This window comes from Pseudoalteromonas sp. GB56, from assembly GCF_054923835.1.
This window is the reverse complement of the sequence record NZ_JBPCHK010000001.1, coordinates 2,378,763-2,398,928: the sequence shown is the minus strand read 5'-3', so window position 1 is coordinate 2,398,928 and position 20,166 is coordinate 2,378,763. Positions and strand designations below refer to the sequence as shown.

Here is a 20,166-nt window from a genome sequence, read left to right as displayed (position 1 = left end):
TATGTCAGATTTAAAACCGAGCCAATCGTCTAGCTTAGATGATTGGCTTTGTTATTTAGAGCAACTTCATCCTGCCAACATTGAAATGGGCCTTGAGCGCGTACAAAAGGTCGCGCAGCAGGTCGGTTTACTACAAACTCGCAGCAAGATTATCCTTATCGCAGGGACCAATGGTAAAGGCACCACAGCACAGTGTCTTGAGAAGCTATTATTGGCTCAAGGTTTTACCGTGGGCACCTATGCATCACCACACCTTATTCGATATAACGAGCGTGTGCGTATAAACGGTGCTGAATTAGACGATCAATACCACGTTGACGCGTTTTACGAGCTTGACCAAGGCCGTGGTGATACGGCGCTGACTTACTTTGAATACGGTACTCTGGGTGCACTGGCTATTTTTAAACGCATTGACGTAGATTATGTGCTGCTGGAAGTCGGGTTAGGCGGGCGTTATGACGCGACCAATATTGTTTCGCCGATTGCTAGTGTGATTACCACTGTTGATTTGGACCACAAAGAATACTTAGGTGATACACGTGAACTCGTTGGTTACGACAAAGCGGGTATTTTCCGTAAAGGCGTTCCCGCAGTTGTGGGTGATTTAGACATTCCGCATACCGTGATTGACTACGGTGAAGAGATTAATGCTGACTTATGTTTGTCAAAACGCGATTTTCATTTTAACGAAGATGCACTTACCTTTAGCTGGAAGATGGCCGATTACGATTTGTGTTTCGCGCAACCTGCTATTCCTGCACAAAACGCCGCAACTGCATTAAGTGTATTGTATAAGTTGGATTTGTTACCCGATGCCACTGTTATTGCTGATGCTTTAAAAAGTTTAAGTGTACAAGGGCGCTTCCAAAAACTCAGTGAAGAGCCTTTGGTTTACACGGATGTCGCACACAATAGGGAGTCCGCTCGCTTTTTAGCCAAGCGTTTAAATGCGTTTAAGGAACAAGGGTTTACTATTCATGCAGTCGTTGGCATGCTGGCAGACAAAGAACACAAAGATGTGGTGACCGCAATGCAACAGGCCGTAGATTTCTGGCACGTTGCGACATTGGACAATCCTCGAGGTACACAGGCACAACAGTTAGCAAAAACGTTGCAGCCTTACGTGTCTGTAAGTGGTACTTATGATTGTGTTGGCGATGCAATTTCAACGGTTTTACCACAACTTTGTGAGCAAAACCTTTTGATTATATTCGGATCGTTTTACACTGTTGCAGAAGCAATCACATTTTTTGATAGTTAAGGGCTTAAAAAGTGAACTCAGGGTTTGTAAATCGCTTAGTTGGTACCACCATCGTGGTAGTCGCTGCTATTGTTTTTATCCCCAATATTCTTGATGGCGACAAAGTGCGCTACAAAGAGGGCTTTAAAGCAATACCCGAGCGCCCTGAGTTTAAGTCTATTGACCTTCAAGAGGCTTTGTCGCAAAAAGCAGACGAAGCCAAACTGCCTGCTGATGCCGTGGTAGAAGAACTCAATGCAGATGATGATCAACTGACCGCAAAAACGCCTGAGTCCAATGATGAACAATCTCAAGCAACCACTGCTACCGCGTCAAATGAGCAAAGCGCACAAGATGCATCTGGTGAAGAAACTGTCACGGTTTCAACTCTCACTCCTTCGGAACCTCTCGAGCGTCCTGCTCAGAGTAATCTGACGCAAATGGCGTATGTTGTGCAATTAGGGGCGTTTTCTCGCCAAGGCAGTGTAGATGCGCTGACGAAAAAGCTTAAAGACAACGGTTTTAATGTCTTTACCCGTGCGGTAAAGACGCCAAACGGCACGTTAACTAAAGTGTTGGTCGGCCCAGAACTGGATAAGGCAAAGTTAGAGCAACAATTGCCCCAGCTGCAAAAGCTCACTAATTTAAAAGGCCGTGTTACTCAGTTTCAAGTAACAAAATGATCTGGCAATTAATGCCTCGCTCCGATAGAATGCGCCCCAAACTAACGACTAGTGGTTATTATGATCTGGGTTGATTACGCCATTGCCGGCATTATTGCACTGTCTACCATTATTGGCTTGGTGCGAGGCTTTATTAAAGAGTCTATGTCACTGGCCGTTTGGGCCGCCGCGTTTTTTGTATCCAGTATCTTTTACCCTTATTTAGCTTCCTACCTCACGAACATTTCAGAACCCCTTTTAAGAAATGCAGCAGCGATAGCCATACTCTTCTTCTCTACGCTGTTATTGGGTGGATTGCTAAATTATATCCTTGGTGAACTAGTGGAACGTACTGGTTTGTCAGGCACCGATCGCCTCTTTGGTATTGTGTTCGGTGCACTTCGTGGCGTGTTGGTCGTGAGCGCTATTCTTTTCTTTCTGGATGCCTTTACCGGAGCCCCAAATACAAACTGGTGGAGCGCATCTCGACTAATCCCTGAATTTGGCTTTGTTATCGAGTGGTTCTTCGACTACCTTGAAAGCAACTCAAGCTTTTTAAATTCAGCTAACCGTTAATCGGCGAGGAAAAATTAATGTGTGGTATCGTTGGTATAGTCGGAACATCGCCTGTCAATCAAGCGTTGTATGATGGCTTAACTGTTTTGCAACACCGCGGCCAAGACGCGGCAGGTATTATAACTATTGAAGATAGTACCTTCAGTCTGCGTAAGGCAAATGGTCTTGTTAAGGATGTATTCCATACAAGACACATGAAACGTCTGCAGGGCAATATTGGCCTCGGCCATGTACGCTACCCAACCGCAGGAACGTCAAGTTCAGCAGAAGCTCAGCCTTTCTACGTGAACTCGCCATTTGGTATTGCCATGGCGCACAATGGTAACTTGACCAATGCTGAGCAATTAAAGGAACAATTATTTACTGAGGCTCGTCGCCACGTAAATACAACTTCTGATTCAGAAATTCTTCTTAATGTTGTCGCTCACGAGCTGTGCAAATCAGGCAAAATGCGCCTTGATCCAGAAGATATTTTCGCTGCAATTTCTGAAGTAAATTCTAAAGTAATCGGCGGTTATGCGACGCTTGCCATGATCATTGGTCACGGTATGGTTGCGTTTCGTGACCCGCACGGTATTCGTCCTCTTATCTTTGGTAAGCGAGAAACTGAAAAGGGCACAGAATACATGTTCTCTTCGGAGAGTGTCGCGCTTGATACGGACGGTTTTGAAGTAATTCGTGATGTAGCCCCAGGCGAAGCAATCTATGTAACTGAAGATGGTCAGTTGTTCTCGAAACTGTGCGCAGACAAGTCAGTATACAACCCATGTTTGTTCGAGTTTGTGTACTTCGCTCGCCCAGATTCAACGATTGACAACATGTCTGTGTACGCAACGCGTGTAAACATGGGCACCAAGTTAGGTGAGAAGATCAAACGTGAGTGGGCTGACAAAGATATCGACGTTGTTATTCCTATTCCTGAGACTTCATGCGATATCGCGCTAGAGATTGCCTCAGTTTTAGACTTGCCTTACCGCCAAGGCTTTGTGAAAAACCGTTACATCGGTCGTACGTTTATCATGCCAGGCCAAGAGCTTCGCAAGAAGTCGGTACGCCGTAAACTCAATGCGATTGCGCGTGAGTTTAAAGGTAAGAACGTATTGTTAGTAGATGACTCAATTGTACGTGGTACAACGTCTGCACAAATCGTAGAGATGGCGCGTGAAGCGGGTGCTAAAAATGTATACTTCGCATCTGCTGCACCGGAAGTACGTTTCCCTAACGTATACGGTATTGATATGCCTTCTGCTGCTGAGCTTATTGCCCACGGCCGTGAAGTTGAAGATATCAACGCAAGCATCGGTGCAAACGGTCTTATCTACCAATCACTTGATGATTTAGTCGACGCAGTATCACAGGAAAATCCTGAGATCACTCGCTTCGAAACATCTGTATTTGATGGTAACTATGTAACCGGTGACATCAATCAAGCGTACTTAAATCGTATCGATGAGTTGCGTAACGACTCTGCAAAATCAGGTCGTGAAAAGGCAATGTCTGCAAACTTGGAAATCCATAACCAAGACGATTAAGCACTCGCTTAAGAAAAAGGCCGCATACGCGGCCTTTTTTAATGTTCAGTCGAAAACGTTAACTGAATACAGGAGATACAATTCCATTAGTCCAAAGAATGGCAGTAGCAGCCAGAATTATTACTAACAAGACTAAGCCACATGTCACCACTGAACTAGCATAGATAAAGCCGCGCTCGTGCGGAATATGCATTAAGATAGGCACGCCTGTGTAGAGCAAATAAACTGAATAGCTGAGTGCTACTAAACCAACACATACGATGAACCAAAGTGTTGGATAAAATGCTGCGAATGCTGCCATAAAAACAGGTGTTGACGTATAAGCTGCGAGCTCAAGTGTTTGGGTGAACGTCGGTTCAGCACCAAATGTTTTTGCCATCCAATGTGCTAAATAAGCAAGTGCAAATACACCGACTATCAGTGCCGCGTACATAGCCACGCCAATCATAACCGCGCTATCGTGCGTGAGATAAACGGGATCGCCCGTGCCAATACTCCATCCTAAGTGTACCGCAGAATAATAACCCATTGCGCTAGGAATCAATGCGATAAGAAGGATGTGAGACAAGCTGTATAACAAGCTTTCGTGACGATTATCAATCGTTTGCCACTCTTCAACTGGATGAGCGTATAAGCCCCATAAGTGATTTAGGATCATAGTGTGCCCCTTAATTAAACTGGTTGTTTTGGCTGTATTATTTTTCACCAGCACTTATTTATGTATCGTTCAGAGCGTGAGTTTTGTCAAGAAAGTCCCGAAACCCGACGAATGTGGTAAAATGACAGCATTACTCAACGTTTTATCCGAATTTATGCTAGAGAAGTATCAGCAACTACTGGCTCCCATTAACGATTTTTTACGATGTGAAACGCCCACAGAATGGGTCGAAGAAGCTAAAAAGCCAGAAAACTTACGTATTATTTTGACCGATCACTTAATTTGCGAGCTTAAAGCCGCGCAAAGTGCCATGTTTCTAATTCGTCGTTATGCGGTCGATGAGCAAAGTGGTGAAGCGCTATTACAATGGCTCAAGCCCTATGAAGATTTTACTTATCGACAAGTCGGTGATTGGCAAGAGCTAGCTGATTACAACCGTTTAAATAAATCGATGATCCCAAAATCAAGCGCACCCTACGGCCAAGATTTGATTGGTAAAATGGTGCTGCTGATCAAAGAAGAACTCCATCACTTCTATCAAGTGCTCGAAATCATGCAGGAATCGGGAATTGAATACGATAAAATCACGTCAAGTCGATATGCGAAAGGGCTACTGCGCCACGTTCGCACCTATGAACCACAAGCACTCATTGATAAGTTAATTTGTGGTGCGTACATAGAGGCCCGTTCATGTGAGCGTTTTGCCATGCTTGCACCGCATGTTGATGCCCGTTTAGGCGAATTCTACGTTTCCTTACTGCGTTCAGAAGCGCGTCATTACCAAGACTATCTGACGTTGGCGGAAGAAATTGCGGGTGAAGATATCTCCGAGCGGATCAGTTTTTTTGGTGACGTTGAGGCACAGCTTATTGCTTCAAACGACGATGACTTTAAGTTTCACTCAGGTAAACCATCACAGTTTCCTGATTCATAAAGTGTTTGCTGCAGCCGCTGAATATACTCTTGCTGCTGCAGCTCATCCATTCCATGAAGGGAGAGGATCTCATTGATTCTGCCAGATGAAATGAGCGTCTTTAGCCCCAAATGGAAGTGCCGGAGCAGCGCTTGGTTTTCTTTGAAATTGCGGCTGAACGCTAAATGCAACGAATTTTTTTCTATCTCTGGTGGGTCAAAAAGTAACAAATCCCCATAGTCTGACTGCTTGATGTAAAAGTCTGTCACTTCTTTTGCACCTAACACCCAATCGACACGACGATTAGCGAGTAATTCAAGTGCCTTTGAAATCTCAGGTACTTCGAGGACTTTGGTTTTAAGCTTCTTCAATGTTTGTGTGTCTATTGCATACCCTCGTCCGGTCACAATAATGTTGTTCTCTAGTAAGGCTAAATTTCCTGTGAAGTTTGTGTGACTGTTACGATGGTGATAAAGACCCGTGGCGGTTGTTGCTATCTCGCAACTGAAGTAATAGCTGCCGACTCTCGATGGGGTCTTGTAGCTCCCAAGTAAACCCACATTTTTATATCGCTTGCTGTTTTTTAAGGCGCGAGTCCATAGTGTAAAATCGACACTCGTGTCTATGTCTTCAAGACTAAAAGCTTCATGGACAACATGAGCAAGCCAGCCATTTTGGGGCAGCTCTGGAGCGAAGTAGGGCGGAAAAGGCTCAGTCACGATGCGCACACGTTCATGCGCTTTTACAGATGCGCTTAGTAACACAATAACAAGGAAGAAATATAAGTAGCGAGAGAGCAAATCTACACCTCTTTGTTGGCTAGATTTGCCTTCGAGTATAGTCTATTGATCGTGTGAGGAAGGGTGTGGAGGACAAAATTCTTTTATTTCATTTGCATAGTGCAGTGAAATACTTTGTTCTGTAGCGATAATGTAGGAAGCTTGCGAGTACCAATCCCCTAAAACAATGCGTGTATTTGCGCCGTGGCAATGAATCGCTGGGCGGTGCGTATGACCATGGATCATTAATCGGACTTTATGCACAGCAAAGGTTTTGTCAACTGAGCTGGGTTCTACATCAAGAATTTCAGCCCGTTTTTTTTGTTGGCTCATCTTACTTTTGATGCGAGCCTTGCGCGCTACACGGCGCCGATACCACAGTGGCATGGACAGCATCAAGCGCGGCCACCACCAACCTCGGGACTTTTTGCGGAACTTTTGATACTCAACATCTTGAGTACACATCTCATCACCATGCAACAGCAGTGTCGGTGTCCCATAGAGGTCGATTACGGTTTGCTCTGGTAATAACGTCATTCCCGCTTGCTCTGCGTACTTTTTGCCTACCAAAAAATCGCGATTGCCATGAATAAAGTAGACCTTGATGCCACAGCCTGAGATTGATTTTAAACGTGCCGCAATGTCATCGCTCAGGGGGTCGTTGGCATCATCACCGACCCAGACTTCAAAAAAATCGCCGAGGATATAAAGTGCGTCAACCTCTTCGCTTAGTTGAGTGTCGAGGAATTCAAAAAATTCAGCGGTGATCTCGGGCTGTGTTGCGCTTAAGTGCAAGTCGGAAATAAACAGTGTGCGTCTCATGAGGGCCTTAAAAAGTAAAAGCGCGGCTAAGCCGCGCTGATACAAATTACTCTACGGTAACTTTTGTAATTACCACTTCTTCAAGTGGTACATCTTGATGGAAACCAGCTGAGCCAGTTGCAACGCCTTTGATTTTCTCAACAACGTCCATGCCTTCAGCGACTTCAGCGAATACACAGTAACCCCAACCTTGCGATGTTTCGCTCGTAAAGTTTAGGAAGTCATTGTCGTTAACATTGATGAAGAATTGGGCTGTAGCTGAGTGTGGATCCGGCGTACGAGCCATTGCCACAGTGCCTTTTTTGTTGCTAAGGCCGTTGTTTGCTTCGTTTTCAATTGAGTCCTGTACAGACTTTTGGTCCATACCTGAAGCAAAGCCACCACCTTGGATCATAAAGCCGTCGATAACACGGTGGAAAATAGTGCCATCGTAAAAGCCAGACTTAGCGTAGTTAAGGAAGTTTGCAACTGTCTTTGGTGCTTCGGCTTCAAACATATTTAGTTTGATGGTGCCGAAATTGGTTTCTAATACAACCATGATGAATCTCTAATCTAATAAGGTGAAGAGACTATTTTATCTCAGCACCTCAAAACTCTCAATGCGCGAGCACGGTTCAAAGCCTTTCAAGCTGTTTATTTTTGTCGCTTTTCAGTGCGCTCCATGTGGCGAGTTGTGCAGGGCGATGGTAAGATAGCGCGATTAACAAAACAGATAGGATCCCTTGGTAATGTTGCAAATATACAACACACTTTCACGTCAAAAAGAACACTTTGAGCCATTAAATGCGAATAAAGTGGACATGTATGTGTGTGGGATCACCATTTATGATTATTGTCACGTAGGCCATGCGCGCACATACGTGTCTTTCGATGTCATGAATCGTTATCTTCGTTACCTTGGATACGACGTAACTTACGTGCGTAATATCACGGATGTCGACGATAAAATTATTAATCGTGCAAACGAAAACAACGAGCCAATTAATGCGCTAACTGAGCGCATGACGGCGGCAATGCACGAAGATTTTCGCGCTTTGAATATTCTTGACGCTGACATTGAGCCGACAGTAACGGGTCACATGGACGATATTATCGCCATGATTGAGCGTTTGATTGCCAAAGAGCATGCGTATGTTGCTCAAAGTGGGGACGTACTATTCGACGTATCGACCTTTAAAGAATACGGTGCGTTGTCACAACAAGATTTGGAAATGCTGCAAGCGGGTGCGCGTGTTGAAGTAGCCGCAGGTAAAGATGATCCGCTTGATTTCGTACTGTGGAAAAAGGCCAAAGCAGGTGAGCCCAGCTGGTCTTCGCCTTGGGGTGATGGTCGTCCAGGTTGGCACATAGAATGTTCTGCGATGAGCTCGAAGCACTTAGGTGAATATTTTGATATTCACGGCGGTGGTTCTGATTTGCAGTTCCCGCATCACGAAAATGAAATTGCCCAATCATGCTGTGCCAATAATGGTCGTTATGTGAAGACGTGGATTCATACTGGCATGGTTCAGGTGAATAAAGAAAAAATGTCTAAGTCTTTAGGTAACTTCTTCACAGTGCGTGAAGTGTTAAAGGCGTTCGACCGTGAAACCGTACGTTACTTCTTAATCAATGGTCACTATCGTAGCCAATTGAACTATTCACAAGAAAACTTGGAGCAAGCTCGTTCTTCGTTGGAGCGCATCTACACGTCACTGCGTGATGTAGAGCTTGTTGAAGTGGAACTGAAAGAGAACGAGTACGCAAAGCGTTTTGAGTCGGCAATGAATGACGACTTCAACACACCAGAAGCACTACCTGTGTTATTTGAGCTGTCGAAGGAAGTAAATCGTCTTAAAGGTGAAGATGCTCACGCAGCGGGTCAACACGCCTATATTCTTGTAAAACTGGCAGAAGTATTGGGAATCGCACAACAAGATCCAGCATCATTCTTACAAGGTGAACAGGACGATGATGAAGCAGCACAAATTGAAGCACTCATCGAAAAGCGTCGTGTTGCGCGCGAAAGTAAAGATTGGGCTGCAGCTGACGAAGCCCGCGATGCGCTTAATGCTTTAGGGGTTATCCTTGAAGACAGTGCAGGAAAAACAACATGGCGTAAGGCTTAAGCCTTACGTCTCGCAATAAAAAAGCCAGCGGTCAAGCTGGCTTTTTTTATGTCTTGGTTATCTAACTACTAGCTGTGGAAGTTTTCACACGCTTCAAGTGTATTCTCAATTAGGCTCGCCACAGTCATCGGGCCAACACCGCCCGGAACAGGTGTAATAAAGCTTGCGCGTTGGCTCGCGACGTCGTAGGCAACGTCACCTACAAGTTTGCCGCTGTCTAGACGGTTGATACCTACATCAATAACCAAGGCACCTTCTTTAATCCACTCACCTGGAATAAACTCTGGTTTACCTACAGCGACAACAACTAAATCAGCGCGGCGCACGTGCGCCTCTAAATCTTGAGTGAACTTGTGACAAACTGTTGTTGTACAACCAGCAAGAAGCAATTCAAGCGACATTGGACGACCAACAATGTTTGATGCACCTACTACGACAGCGTGCATTCCTTTATAGCGTACGCCAGTTGAATCTAACAATGTGATGATGCCTTTTGGCGTACACGGGCGAAGGGCAGGCATACGTTGTGCAAGGCGGCCAATGTTATAAGGATGGAAACCATCAACATCCTTATGAGGGGTGATGCGCTCGAGTACTTTCTCTGCGTTTAAGCCTTCGGGTAAAGGTAGTTGCACCAAAATACCATCAATTTCTGGGTCGGCGTTAAGTTGATCTACCAAATCAAGAAGTTGTTCTTCACTGGTATCGCCAGGAAGGTCGAACGACTTAGAGACAAAGCCCACTTCTTCACACGCTTTACGCTTTGAACCAACATAGACTTGGCTTGCAGGGTCTTGGCCTACCAGCACAACTGCTAAACCTGGAGCACGAAGCCCTTGTTCTTTGCGCTCTGCAACGCGTTGTGCAACCTGCGTACGAACTTGTTTCGCAATCGCCTTGCCATCAATGATGTTTGCCGTCATGAGTAACCTTTAAATTGGGGTTGTGTGCATTTAGGGGGCGCTAAATAGCTACACATATATTAGAACGAAATACTTACTATTATTCTTTGCGGGATTTAAAAGGGGTGACCGCAAAAGAACATGGCCGATATTTTCGCAGAAAAGCGCTTCCTAGCCAAGCTGTGTAATAAATGAAAGCACTGTTTTATAGGCTAAATTGATAAAATATCGACCAAAAATAACAAATCTTATACAAAGCGTGTTAAAAATGAGCAAACGCACACTTTGCGTGAAAAAAGTGTTTGACGTCATCAGGTCAAATCACTATTATGCACCCCGTTGTCAACGAGGGGTCGAGTTCGAAACCTCAGACAAAACAAGTATCGGCGATTAGCGCAGTTTGGTAGCGCACTTGGTTTGGGTCCAAGGGGTCGCAGGTTCAAATCCTGCATCGCCGACCACTTTCTCTGAAAGTGTCACTTGGTTTGCACACGAAGAAGTATTCGTTGCACCGCGCCCGTAGCTCAGTCGGATAGAGCAACGGCCTTCTAAGCCGTCGGTCGAAGGTTCGAATCCTTCCGGGTGCGCCATTATAGTGGCGGCTGTAGCTCAGTTGGTAGAGCCCTGGATTGTGATTCCGGTTGTCGCGAGTTCAAGTCTCGTCAGTCGCCCCATTTTTCTACCGGTATATATATCGGCGATTAGCGCAGTTTGGTAGCGCACTTGGTTTGGGTCCAAGGGGTCGCAGGTTCAAATCCTGCATCGCCGACCATCCTTTACCTGGTAGAAAACACAATTAGATTATCGGCGATTAGCGCAGTTTGGTAGCGCACTTGGTTTGGGTCCAAGGGGTCGCAGGTTCAAATCCTGCATCGCCGACCATCTCTCTACACAGAAGCAAAACGCTTCGTCCCAACGTTAAAAAAATTCACCTGAATACCACAGTCACATTGCATTGATGCAGTCAATTTTTCTTAAGCCGTTGTTTACATAAACGTATGCAAATTGACCGAGTTTAACTCCAAGTGAGTTGAAACTAAGCAGTTGCACTCGTAAATCCTCCTCATCCGCTATTTTATTGGCCTGCGCTCTCGACTCTTATAAATATTAGGTTATAATGCCGCGTCTATTGTTAAACATAAGTGCCCATAGGGCAGTGCAGGCATAGGGATCGCCCCGTCATCACCTAGGCAATTTGCCGAAGAATGTGATTGGCCAAGATAAACGATCGCCATGTATGTAAGGAAGGCGCAACGCCGCCACATTTGAAGATTGAGGTAAATCATGCAAGTTTCTGTTGAGACGACTCAAGGCCTTGAGCGCCGTCTGACTATCACTGTTCCTTCAGCGAACGTTGAGACCGAAGTAAAAAAACGCTTACAACAACTGTCTAAAACACAGCGTATTGACGGTTTCCGTCCGGGTAAAGTTCCTGTTTCTATCATTCAAAAGCGCTTTGGCCCAGCTGTACTTCAAGAAGTTGCTGGTGACCTTATGCAGCGTAACTACATCGACGCTATCATCGCTGAGAAAATCAACCCAGCAGGCGCGCCAACGTTCGCTCCTAAGTCACTTGAAGCTGGTAAAGACCTAGAATTCGAAGCAACTTTCGAAGTATATCCTGAGATCGAGCTTAACGGTCTTGAGAGCATCGAAGTTGAGCAACCGGTTGTTGAAGTAAAAGACGAAGACCTAGCTAACATGCTTGAAACTCTTCGTAAGCAACACGCTTCATGGGCTGAAACTGAAGAAGCAGCTGCTGACAATTCACGTGTAACTATCGACTTCGTTGGTACTATCGACGGTGAAGAGTTTGAAGGCGGTAAAGCTGAAAACTTCCCATTAGAGCTTGGCCAAGGTCGTATGATCCCAGGCTTCGAAGACAACATCGTTGGCAAAAAAGCGGGCGAAGAAGTTGTTGCTGACGTGACTTTCCCAGAAGAGTACCACGCAGAAAACCTAAAAGGTAAAGCTGCTCAATTCACTATCACAGTGAAGAAAGTAGAAGTTCAAGAGCTTCCTGAACTAAACGAAGAGTTCGCAACACTATTCGGTATTACTGAAGGCGGTGTTGACGCTCTTAAAGAAGAAGTTAAAAAGAACATGAGCCGCGAACTTGCTCAAGCTGTTAAAGCGAAAGTGAAGGCTCAAGCTATTGACGGTCTTCTAGCTCAAAACGAAATCGACGTACCAAAAGCACTTATCGACCAAGAAATTGATGCACTACGTCAGCAAGCAGCACAGCGTTTTGGCGGCAACGCACAAAACATGCCTGAGCTACCTGCAGAGCTTTTCCACGAGCAAGCAGTTAAGCGCGTTAAAACAGGTCTTCTTCTAGGTGAAGTAATCAAGTCTGGCGACATCAAGTCTGACGATGCGAAAGTTGAAGAGCTAATCGAAACTATGGCTTCTGCTTACGAAGATCCAAGTGAAGTAGTTGAATACTACAAGTCTAACGAACAGCTTATGCAACAAATGCGTAACGTTGCTCTAGAAGAGCAAGCAGTTGATGCAATCGTTGAGAAAGCGAAAGTAACTGACGTTGAAACTGCGTTTGACGACATTATGAACCCGCAGGCGGCTCAATAAGTCGTTGACTTAAGTTACAAGCAACGTTTAAATGGCTCGTATGCTTTGTTCGCAAAGCACCGAGCCATTTTAGTTTGTGTCGGTCACTAAGGAATCAAGTAATAATGAATAATGGTATGACAGATCCGCTTAACGCATTAGTCCCGATGGTAGTAGAACAAACCGCTAAGGGTGAGCGTTCTTACGACATCTTCTCTCGTCTTCTTAAAGAGCGAATCATTTTTTTAACTGGCCAGGTTGAAGACCAAATGGCCAATTTGATCGTCGCACAATTATTGTTTTTAGAATCAGAAAATCCAGAAAAAGACATCCACCTGTACATCAACTCACCAGGCGGTTCTGTGACTGCAGGTATGTCAATTTATGACACGATGAATTTCATCAAACCTGATGTAAGCACATTGTGCGTAGGTCAAGCTGCAAGCATGGGTGCATTTTTATTATCTGGTGGTGCGAAAGGTAAGCGCCATTGTTTGCCAAACTCGCGTGTAATGATTCACCAGCCATTAGGTGGATTCCAAGGTCAGGCATCTGATTTTGAAATTCATGCTAAAGAAATTCTGTCTATTAAAGATAAACTAAATAGACTGATGGCCGAACATACAGGTCAGCCATTAGATGTGATCTCTCGAGATACAGATCGTGATAACTTTATGAACGCGCATGCGGCAGTAGAGTACGGTCTAGTCGACTCAGTATTTGATAGACGTAACGCTAAGTAATCTCAGCGTTACTCTTTTATCCCATCGAAGCGGCATAATGCCGTGAACTTTGGTATATTTGTTTAAGAAGTCCATTTGCTACAATGTTATAAAGTTCGTAGCGCAAAGAATGAGGTAGCTGAATGTCTGATAAACCAACAGACGGCGAAAAGACAAGCAAACTGCTGTATTGCTCGTTTTGTGGTAAGTCTCAGCACGAAGTACGTAAGCTAATCGCAGGCCCATCGGTCTATATTTGCGATGAGTGTGTCGACTTATGTAACGACATCATCAGGGAAGAAATAAAGGATATCGCTCCTAAGGCAAATGCATCTGATAAGTTGCCAGTTCCAAAGGAAATCCGTAGCCACCTAGATGATTATGTTATTGGTCAAGAACACGCGAAGAAGGTACTTTCGGTCGCTGTTTATAACCACTATAAGCGTTTACGTAACGCAGGTTCTAGCGATGGCGTAGAACTTGGTAAGAGTAACATTTTGCTTATTGGCCCAACGGGTAGTGGTAAAACATTACTGGCTGAGACGATGGCACGCTTGCTCGACGTACCGTTCACTATGGCTGATGCAACGACACTAACCGAGGCTGGTTATGTGGGCGAGGATGTTGAGAACATCATCCAAAAATTGCTACAAAAGTGCGATTACGACGTTGAAAAAGCACAGCGCGGTATTGTTTATATCGATGAAATCGACAAGATCTCGCGTAAGTCTGATAACCCATCAATCACCCGTGACGTATCTGGTGAAGGTGTGCAGCAGGCATTGCTGAAGTTAATTGAAGGTACTGTTGCATCTGTTCCACCTCAAGGTGGTCGTAAGCATCCGCAGCAAGAGTTCTTGCAAGTTGACACTTCAAAAATTCTATTTATCTGTGGTGGTGCATTTGCCGGCTTAGATAAAGTAATAGAGCAGCGCAGCACGAAAAATACAGGTATTGGTTTTGGTGCTGATGTTAAGTCATCTGAGTCAGAACGCAGCCTGAGCGAAACATTTAAAGATGTAGAGCCAGAAGATTTGGTGAAATACGGTCTTATTCCGGAGTTCATTGGCCGTCTTCCTGTTGTGGCAACGTTAACTGAGTTGGATGAAGATGCCTTGATCCAAATCTTGGACGAGCCTAAGAATGCGTTAACTAAGCAGTTCGCAGCATTGTTTGAGATGGAAGATGTGGAATTAGAGTTCCGCGAAGACGCGCTCAAAGCGATTGCTCACAAGGCAATGGAGCGTAAAACGGGTGCTCGTGGCTTACGTTCAATTGTTGAAGGTGTATTGTTAGACACTATGTACGAATTACCTTCAATGGAAGATGTCAGCAAAGTAGTGATTGATGAAACCGTGATTAAAGGTGAATCAGATCCTATTCTTATCTATGAGAACACCAATCAAGATAAAGCAGCTTCCGAATAATAGCGTTTCATATCAATGAAATAGTATAAAAAGTAAGCGAATAAAAATAAAAAGGAGCATTAGGCTCCTTTTTTTATAAATTTGTTGAACTTTGCCCTGCCAATCCCCATATACTTGGGTAATCTTTAAATTTTAAGAAGTCCGAAGAGAGTTAGCATGACGCTTGAAAGAACGGATCGCGTTGAAATTCCAGTACTGGCACTTAGGGATGTCGTGGTTTACCCACATATGGTGATCCCTTTGTTTGTTGGACGTGAGAAATCAATTCGCTGTCTTGAGGCAGCGATGGATAAAGACAAACAAATTTTCCTCGTAGCGCAAAAAGATGCTTCAGTGGATGACCCAAATAGCGACGAAATCTACGACGTAGGTACAGTGGCGAGTGTGTTACAACTTCTCAAGCTGCCTGACGGCACCGTTAAAGTGCTCGTCGAAGGTACGCAGCGTGCTCGAATCGAAAAATACACCCAAGAAGACGACTTCTTTGTTGCTGAGGTGGAATACATTCCATCGAATGATATCGACGAGCGCGAACACGATATCTTTATTCGCAGCGCAGTCAGCCAATTTGAAGGTTATGTAAAACTTAACAAGAAAATTCCACCAGAAGTGCTGACTTCTGTCTCTGGCATAGAAGAGCCAGCGCGACTCGCTGATACGATGGCAGCACATATGCCTATTAAGGTGCCTGAAAAGCAAAAGGTGCTTGAGATCAGTGATGTGACAGAGCGTCTTGAATTCCTCATGGCGATGATGGAAGGCGAGATTGACTTGCTACAAGTTGAGAAGAAAATCCGTGCGCGCGTTAAGAAGCAAATGGAGAAATCTCAGCGCGAGTATTACCTAAACGAACAAATGAAGGCCATTCAAAAGGAGCTCGGTGAGCTTGATGATGTGCCTGATGAATTCGAAGGTCTGCAAAAGAAAATCTCAGAAGCGGGCATGCCGAGCGAAGCGCAAGAAAAGGCGATGGCTGAGCTTAAAAAGCTTAAGATGATGTCGCCGATGTCTGCAGAAGCGACGGTTGTTCGTTCTTATATCGACACCATGACTAATGTACCTTGGAAGAAAAAGTCCAAAGTCAAAAAAGACCTAGCAGGTGCGCAAAAGATTTTAGACTCTGACCATTATGGTCTGGAGAAGGTCAAAGATCGCATTATTGAGTACCTAGCGGTGCAACATCGAATCAATAAGCTTAAAGGCCCAATTTTGTGCCTTGTTGGTCCGCCAGGCGTGGGTAAAACATCACTCGGTCAGAGCATAGCGCGAGCCACAGGCCGTAAGTATGTGCGTATGGCACTTGGTGGCGTGCGAGATGAAGCTGAAATCCGAGGTCACCGTCGTACTTACATTGGCTCTATGCCAGGTAAACTAATTCAGAATATGACCAAAGTAGGCGTGCGTAACCCATTATTCTTGTTAGATGAAATCGACAAGATGTCATCGGATATGCGTGGTGATCCTGCGTCTGCCTTACTTGAGGTGTTAGACCCTGAGCAAAATAGTACGTTTGCGGATCATTATCTTGAAGTGGATTATGATTTGTCAGACGTCATGTTTGTAGCGACGTCGAACAGCTTTAATATTCCAGGTCCACTTTTGGACCGCATGGAAGTGATTCGTTTATCGGGTTACACCGAAGACGAGAAGCTGAACATCGCGAAACAACACCTAATTCCAAAGCAAACTAAGCGTAATGGCCTAAAAGATAAGGAAATTACCATCGATGATAGTGCGATTATTGGCATTATCCGTTTTTACACCCGTGAAGCAGGTGTACGTGGTTTAGAGCGTGAAATCTCAAAGTTATGCCGTAAAGCCGTTAAGAACATTTTGCTTGATAAAAAGCTACAGCATGTTGTTATCGATGAGTCGAATCTTGAAGAGTACTTGGGTGTTCAACGCTATGACTTCGGTAAAGCTGAAGGAGACGATCGCATTGGCCAAGTGACCGGTTTGGCATGGACGGAAGTCGGTGGCGATCTATTGACCATCGAGTCTTCAGCGGTGCCAGGTAAAGGCAAGCTAAGTTACACAGGCTCATTGGGCGATGTCATGAAAGAGTCAATTCAGGCGGCAATGACGGTTGTTCGTGACCGTACAGAAAAGCTACGAATTAACGATGATTTCCATGAAAAGCGCGATATTCATGTACACGTACCAGAAGGTGCGACGCCAAAAGATGGTCCAAGTGCCGGTATTGCGATGGTAACAGCCTTGGTTTCTAGCTTAACGGGCAACCCTGTACGCTCGGATGTTGCTATGACAGGTGAAATCACGCTGCGCGGAGAAGTACTACCAATTGGTGGCTTGAAAGAGAAATTACTTGCGGCTCACCGCGGTGGTATCAAAACGGTTATTATTCCAATGAAGAATGAGCGTGACCTAAAAGAGATACCTGAAAATGTTCTTGAAGGCTTATCAATTCATCCAGTTCAGTGGATTGATGATGTGCTAGACATCGCGTTAGCCCAGCCAATAGAGCGTTTTAGCGTCGATAGCTCAAAAAGTGAGTCAAAATAGCAAAAATTTATCGTAAAGGGCTTTTCAAATCACTCGGGTGTGATAAGTTAAGCACTGGAATTGAGCCTAGGCCTTGCAGGGCCTAGGTTTCAAGACGATTTAGGTTTTAGAAAAGTGTCTATTTTTTCTAAATTTAATAACAAAGTGATCACGCCAGATTGTAAACACACGTAAATGGTGAATCGCTCTGAATAATAACAATGTAAGGGGATGATATTGTGAATAAGTCTCAATTGATTGATCAAAATCGCAGCGAATGCTGATATTTCTAAAGCGGCTGCGGGTCGTGCGTTGGATTCATTCATTGAGTCAGTATCAACTGCACTTAAAGATGGCGATTCAGTTGCCCTAGTTGGTTTCGGTACTTTTTCTGTACGTGAGCGCGCAGCGCGCACTGGCCGTAACCCACAAACTGGCGAAGAGATCCAAATTGCTGCTGCAACGATTCCTTCGTTCAAAGCAGGTAAAGCGCTTAAAGACGCAGTTAATTAATTTGCGACGCTTGGTAGCGATTTGTGTGTATTGCACGCAATCGCTTCAAGTGAAAAAGCGTATCTGCTAAGATACGCTTTTTTTATATCCTTCACTTTTATGCACAACGAATAATTAGGCAAAAGTGAAGGGGGTACTAATAATACCAATCGACTTACATATTTAACCAATCTAGCGTGCTGAACAAAGCGCTAACGGTGTGAGTAATTTCTCATGTAGAACAACTACACGTCAAAATTACTGCCTTGTTATCACTTTATGTTTACGTTGCTATCAATGGTTAATCATTAAATACGATTTGTATAAACAGAGATAAAGATAAATGCTAGAAAAAATCAGAGAGGGTTCGCAAGGTTTAGCGGCCAAAATCATTCTAGGGCTAGTGATTTTATCTTTTGCTTTGGCAGGGATCGGTGGCTATTTAGGCCAAAGTACCGAGCAATCCGTCGCTGAGGTGAATGGGGTAAAAATCACACAGCGTGACTTTGCAAGGGCGTTCGAAAATGAGCGTGCGCGTCAAGAACAGCAATTTGGCGAATACTTTGCGCAACTAGCAAATGATCCTACTTTCATGGCGCAATTACGTCAGTCAGTCACAAACCGTTTAATCCAACAAGAACTACAATCGCAATTAGCGGCAGAAATGGGATTGCGTGTAAGTGATGAAGAAATTCGTAAGACAATTCTAGAATTACCAGCGTTTCAATTCGGTGGTAAGTTTAGCAACGATCGCTACCTGCAGGTTATTCGCCAAATGGGCTTCCAAGCAGATGGTTTCCGCGAATATCTTCGTGAGGAAATGACGCGTTCACAACTAGTTGCTGCACTAGCGGGTACTGATTTTACACTAAGTAATGAATTAAACAGTGCGGTTGGTTTACAACAACAACAACGTGCGATTGATTACTTCATCGTTAGTAATGACCAGTTTAAAGAAGGCGTAAGCGTTTCTGAAGAAGAAATTCAGGAATACTATGACCTTAACCAAGCTCAATTCTTAGCACCAGAGCAAGTAAAAGTAGCGTATGTAGAGCTCGATTCTGCATCTGTTGAGTTAGCAGAGCCTGTAACTGATGCGCAAATCAACGAATATTACGAGCAGAACAAAGCGTTTTACACAGAACCTGAAAAACGCCGTGTTGCACATATTCTTGTTGAAAACAGTGAAGACGATGCCGCTGCTCAGCAAAAAGCACAAGAATTGCTCGTGCAATTGCAAGACGGTGCGGATTTTGTCGAACTAGCCGAAACACAATCTGATGACGTTGTGAGTGCTGAACTAGGCGGTGATCTTGATTGGATTGAACGCGATATGCTTGACCCAGATTTCGAACAAGCCGCTTTTGCGCTTGGCGAAGTAGGTGAACTATCGGACGTTGTACAGTCTGAATTTGGTTACCACATCATTAAGTTAACTGACCTACAGCCGGGTGAAGTTAAAGCGCTTGCAGATGTAGAGCAGGAAATCCGCACAGAACTTGAGAAAGTTGAGAAAGCGGATATCTATTACCAGAAACAAACAGAGCTAGCTGAACTAGCATTTGAAATCTCAGACACGCTAGAAGATGCAGCGAACGCCATCGGCGCAGAAGTTAAAACGACTGAACTGAGTTCACGAAATGCGCTACCGGCACCGCTTAATCAAGCAAATGTGCTCGCGGCAATTTTCTCTCCAGAACTACTCGAAGACCGTGTGAATTCAGAAGTGTTGGATTTAGGCAATGAGCATGTTGTGGTAGTGCGTGTTGTTGACTACAAGCCAGCAGCAACGAAAGAATTAGCCTTGGTGTCAGACCAAATTCGTAGCACCTTGGTTGCCGACAAGGCTTCAACAGCAGCGAAAGAACAAGCACAAACATTCCTAGCGCAGCTGAATGATGGTACTGCAATCGCTGCAGTTGCAGAGCAAGCGGGTATCGAGCTTCAAAGTGACGATGCGTTAACACGTCGTAGCTTTACGGTTCCACCAGCATTAACTCAGCAAGTATTCAAGCTAGCACACCCATCAGATACTCCAGTAGTCGACATGGTTGAGCTAAGTAATGGTAGTGTTGCTCTTGTGGCACTGAAATCAGTTAATACACCGAGTGAAACAGACGTTAACGAGCAAATTAAGCAAAGCCTGACAATGCAGCTTGCTAACAAAAACTATGAAACGTTCGTAGAAGCACTAGAGGCGCAAGCTGAAGTGGTTCGCACAGCGACAGTTACTAGCGTTGAATAAACCTAGATACTAACTCAT

The 20,166-nt window shown here is 44.6% G+C and carries 16 protein-coding genes, 5 tRNA genes and 1 pseudogene; 17 read left to right on the top strand and 5 right to left on the bottom strand.

Annotation, left to right across the window (positions count from 1 at the left end; genetic code table 11):
• The first annotated feature begins 1 nt into the window (after window position 1).
• Genes folC through purF form a run of 4 tightly spaced genes read left to right on the top strand, consistent with a single transcriptional unit; the run spans window position 2 to window position 4,010 of the window.
• Window positions 2–1,261 carry a bifunctional tetrahydrofolate synthase/dihydrofolate synthase gene (gene folC / locus ACH19P_RS11285; RefSeq protein WP_462158635.1) on the top strand — a complete coding sequence of 420 codons (1,260 nt, stop codon included), beginning with the start codon at window positions 2–4 and terminating at the stop codon, window positions 1,259–1,261.
• An 11-nt stretch (window positions 1,262–1,272) separates the two neighbouring features.
• Window positions 1,273–1,923, top strand: a complete 651-nt coding sequence (locus ACH19P_RS11280) for an SPOR domain-containing protein (protein WP_462158634.1) — start codon at window positions 1,273–1,275, stop codon at window positions 1,921–1,923.
• A 60-nt stretch (window positions 1,924–1,983) separates the two neighbouring features.
• Complete coding sequence (locus ACH19P_RS11275; protein ID WP_347389098.1) at window positions 1,984–2,478, top strand: CvpA family protein; 495 nt, start codon at window positions 1,984–1,986, stop codon at window positions 2,476–2,478.
• Window positions 2,479–2,495: 17 nt separating this feature from the next.
• Window positions 2,496–4,010, top strand: coding sequence for an amidophosphoribosyltransferase (gene purF / locus ACH19P_RS11270; RefSeq protein ID WP_462158633.1), 1,515 nt, complete (start codon window positions 2,496–2,498; stop codon window positions 4,008–4,010).
• A 58-nt stretch (window positions 4,011–4,068) separates the two neighbouring features.
• On the opposite strand, the gene ACH19P_RS11265 is transcribed toward purF, so the two are convergent.
• Window positions 4,069–4,668: a Yip1 family protein gene (locus ACH19P_RS11265; protein ID WP_462158632.1), complete on the bottom strand. Its 600-nt coding sequence runs from the start codon at window positions 4,666–4,668 to the stop codon at window positions 4,069–4,071.
• Between the two features lie 121 nt (window positions 4,669–4,789).
• Between ACH19P_RS11265 and miaE the strand changes: the two genes are divergently transcribed.
• Window positions 4,790–5,602, top strand: a complete 813-nt coding sequence (gene miaE / locus ACH19P_RS11260) for a tRNA isopentenyl-2-thiomethyl-A-37 hydroxylase MiaE (RefSeq protein ID WP_462158631.1) — start codon at window positions 4,790–4,792, stop codon at window positions 5,600–5,602.
• Here miaE and ACH19P_RS11255 read toward each other — a convergent pair.
• From ACH19P_RS11255 to ACH19P_RS11245, 3 genes are read right to left on the bottom strand one after another with little or no spacing between them, the layout of a single operon-like run.
• Window positions 5,566–6,381, bottom strand: coding sequence for a substrate-binding periplasmic protein (locus ACH19P_RS11255; protein ID WP_462158630.1), 816 nt, complete (start codon window positions 6,379–6,381; stop codon window positions 5,566–5,568). The two genes, miaE and ACH19P_RS11255, sit on opposite strands and share 37 nt — an antisense overlap.
• A gap of 42 nt (window positions 6,382–6,423) precedes the next feature.
• Window positions 6,424–7,182 (bottom strand): UDP-2,3-diacylglucosamine diphosphatase, encoded by a 759-nt coding sequence (locus ACH19P_RS11250; RefSeq protein ID WP_462158629.1) that lies wholly within the window; start codon window positions 7,180–7,182, stop codon window positions 6,424–6,426.
• Between the two features lie 46 nt (window positions 7,183–7,228).
• Entirely contained in the window at window positions 7,229–7,720 is a 492-nt protein-coding gene (locus ACH19P_RS11245) for a peptidylprolyl isomerase (RefSeq protein ID WP_462158628.1), read from the bottom strand.
• Window positions 7,721–7,910: 190 nt separating this feature from the next.
• On the opposite strand from ACH19P_RS11245, the gene cysS reads away from it, so the two are divergent.
• The gene (gene cysS, locus ACH19P_RS11240) at window positions 7,911–9,290 is read left to right on the top strand and encodes a cysteine--tRNA ligase (protein WP_462158627.1); all 1,380 of its coding nucleotides are present in this window, start codon (window positions 7,911–7,913) and stop codon (window positions 9,288–9,290) included.
• A gap of 68 nt (window positions 9,291–9,358) precedes the next feature.
• Here the strand turns inward: cysS and folD are convergent, their stop codons facing one another.
• Window positions 9,359–10,213: a bifunctional methylenetetrahydrofolate dehydrogenase/methenyltetrahydrofolate cyclohydrolase FolD gene (folD, locus tag ACH19P_RS11235; protein ID WP_462158626.1), complete on the bottom strand. Its 855-nt coding sequence runs from the start codon at window positions 10,211–10,213 to the stop codon at window positions 9,359–9,361.
• 363 nt (window positions 10,214–10,576) lie between these two features.
• Between folD and ACH19P_RS11230 the strand changes: the two genes are divergently transcribed.
• From ACH19P_RS11230 to ACH19P_RS11180, 11 genes and pseudogenes are all read left to right on the top strand, one after another.
• Window positions 10,577–10,653, top strand: a tRNA-Pro gene (locus tag ACH19P_RS11230).
• A gap of 52 nt (window positions 10,654–10,705) precedes the next feature.
• Window positions 10,706–10,782, top strand: a tRNA-Arg gene (locus ACH19P_RS11225).
• Window positions 10,783–10,790: 8 nt separating this feature from the next.
• Window positions 10,791–10,866 (top strand) — tRNA-His (locus ACH19P_RS11220).
• A gap of 21 nt (window positions 10,867–10,887) precedes the next feature.
• Window positions 10,888–10,964: transfer RNA gene (locus tag ACH19P_RS11215), tRNA-Pro, on the top strand.
• A gap of 33 nt (window positions 10,965–10,997) precedes the next feature.
• Window positions 10,998–11,074: transfer RNA gene (locus tag ACH19P_RS11210), tRNA-Pro, on the top strand.
• Between the two features lie 402 nt (window positions 11,075–11,476).
• A complete protein-coding gene (tig, locus tag ACH19P_RS11205) occupies window positions 11,477–12,781 on the top strand; it encodes a trigger factor (RefSeq protein WP_462158625.1) in 1,305 nt (434 codons plus the stop codon).
• 104 nt (window positions 12,782–12,885) lie between these two features.
• Entirely contained in the window at window positions 12,886–13,503 is a 618-nt protein-coding gene (gene clpP, locus ACH19P_RS11200) for an ATP-dependent Clp endopeptidase proteolytic subunit ClpP (RefSeq protein WP_347389107.1), read from the top strand.
• A 122-nt stretch (window positions 13,504–13,625) separates the two neighbouring features.
• Window positions 13,626–14,909, top strand: coding sequence for an ATP-dependent protease ATP-binding subunit ClpX (clpX, locus tag ACH19P_RS11195; RefSeq protein WP_462158624.1), 1,284 nt, complete (start codon window positions 13,626–13,628; stop codon window positions 14,907–14,909).
• Window positions 14,910–15,065: 156 nt separating this feature from the next.
• Window positions 15,066–17,432: an endopeptidase La gene (gene lon / locus ACH19P_RS11190; RefSeq protein WP_462158623.1), complete on the top strand. Its 2,367-nt coding sequence runs from the start codon at window positions 15,066–15,068 to the stop codon at window positions 17,430–17,432.
• Between the two features lie 218 nt (window positions 17,433–17,650).
• Window positions 17,651–17,924: pseudogene (gene hupB / locus ACH19P_RS11185) on the top strand (nucleoid-associated protein HU-beta).
• A gap of 322 nt (window positions 17,925–18,246) precedes the next feature.
• A complete protein-coding gene (locus tag ACH19P_RS11180; protein ID WP_462158622.1) occupies window positions 18,247–20,148 on the top strand; it encodes a SurA N-terminal domain-containing protein in 1,902 nt (633 codons plus the stop codon).
• Window positions 20,149–20,166 lie beyond the last annotated feature (18 nt).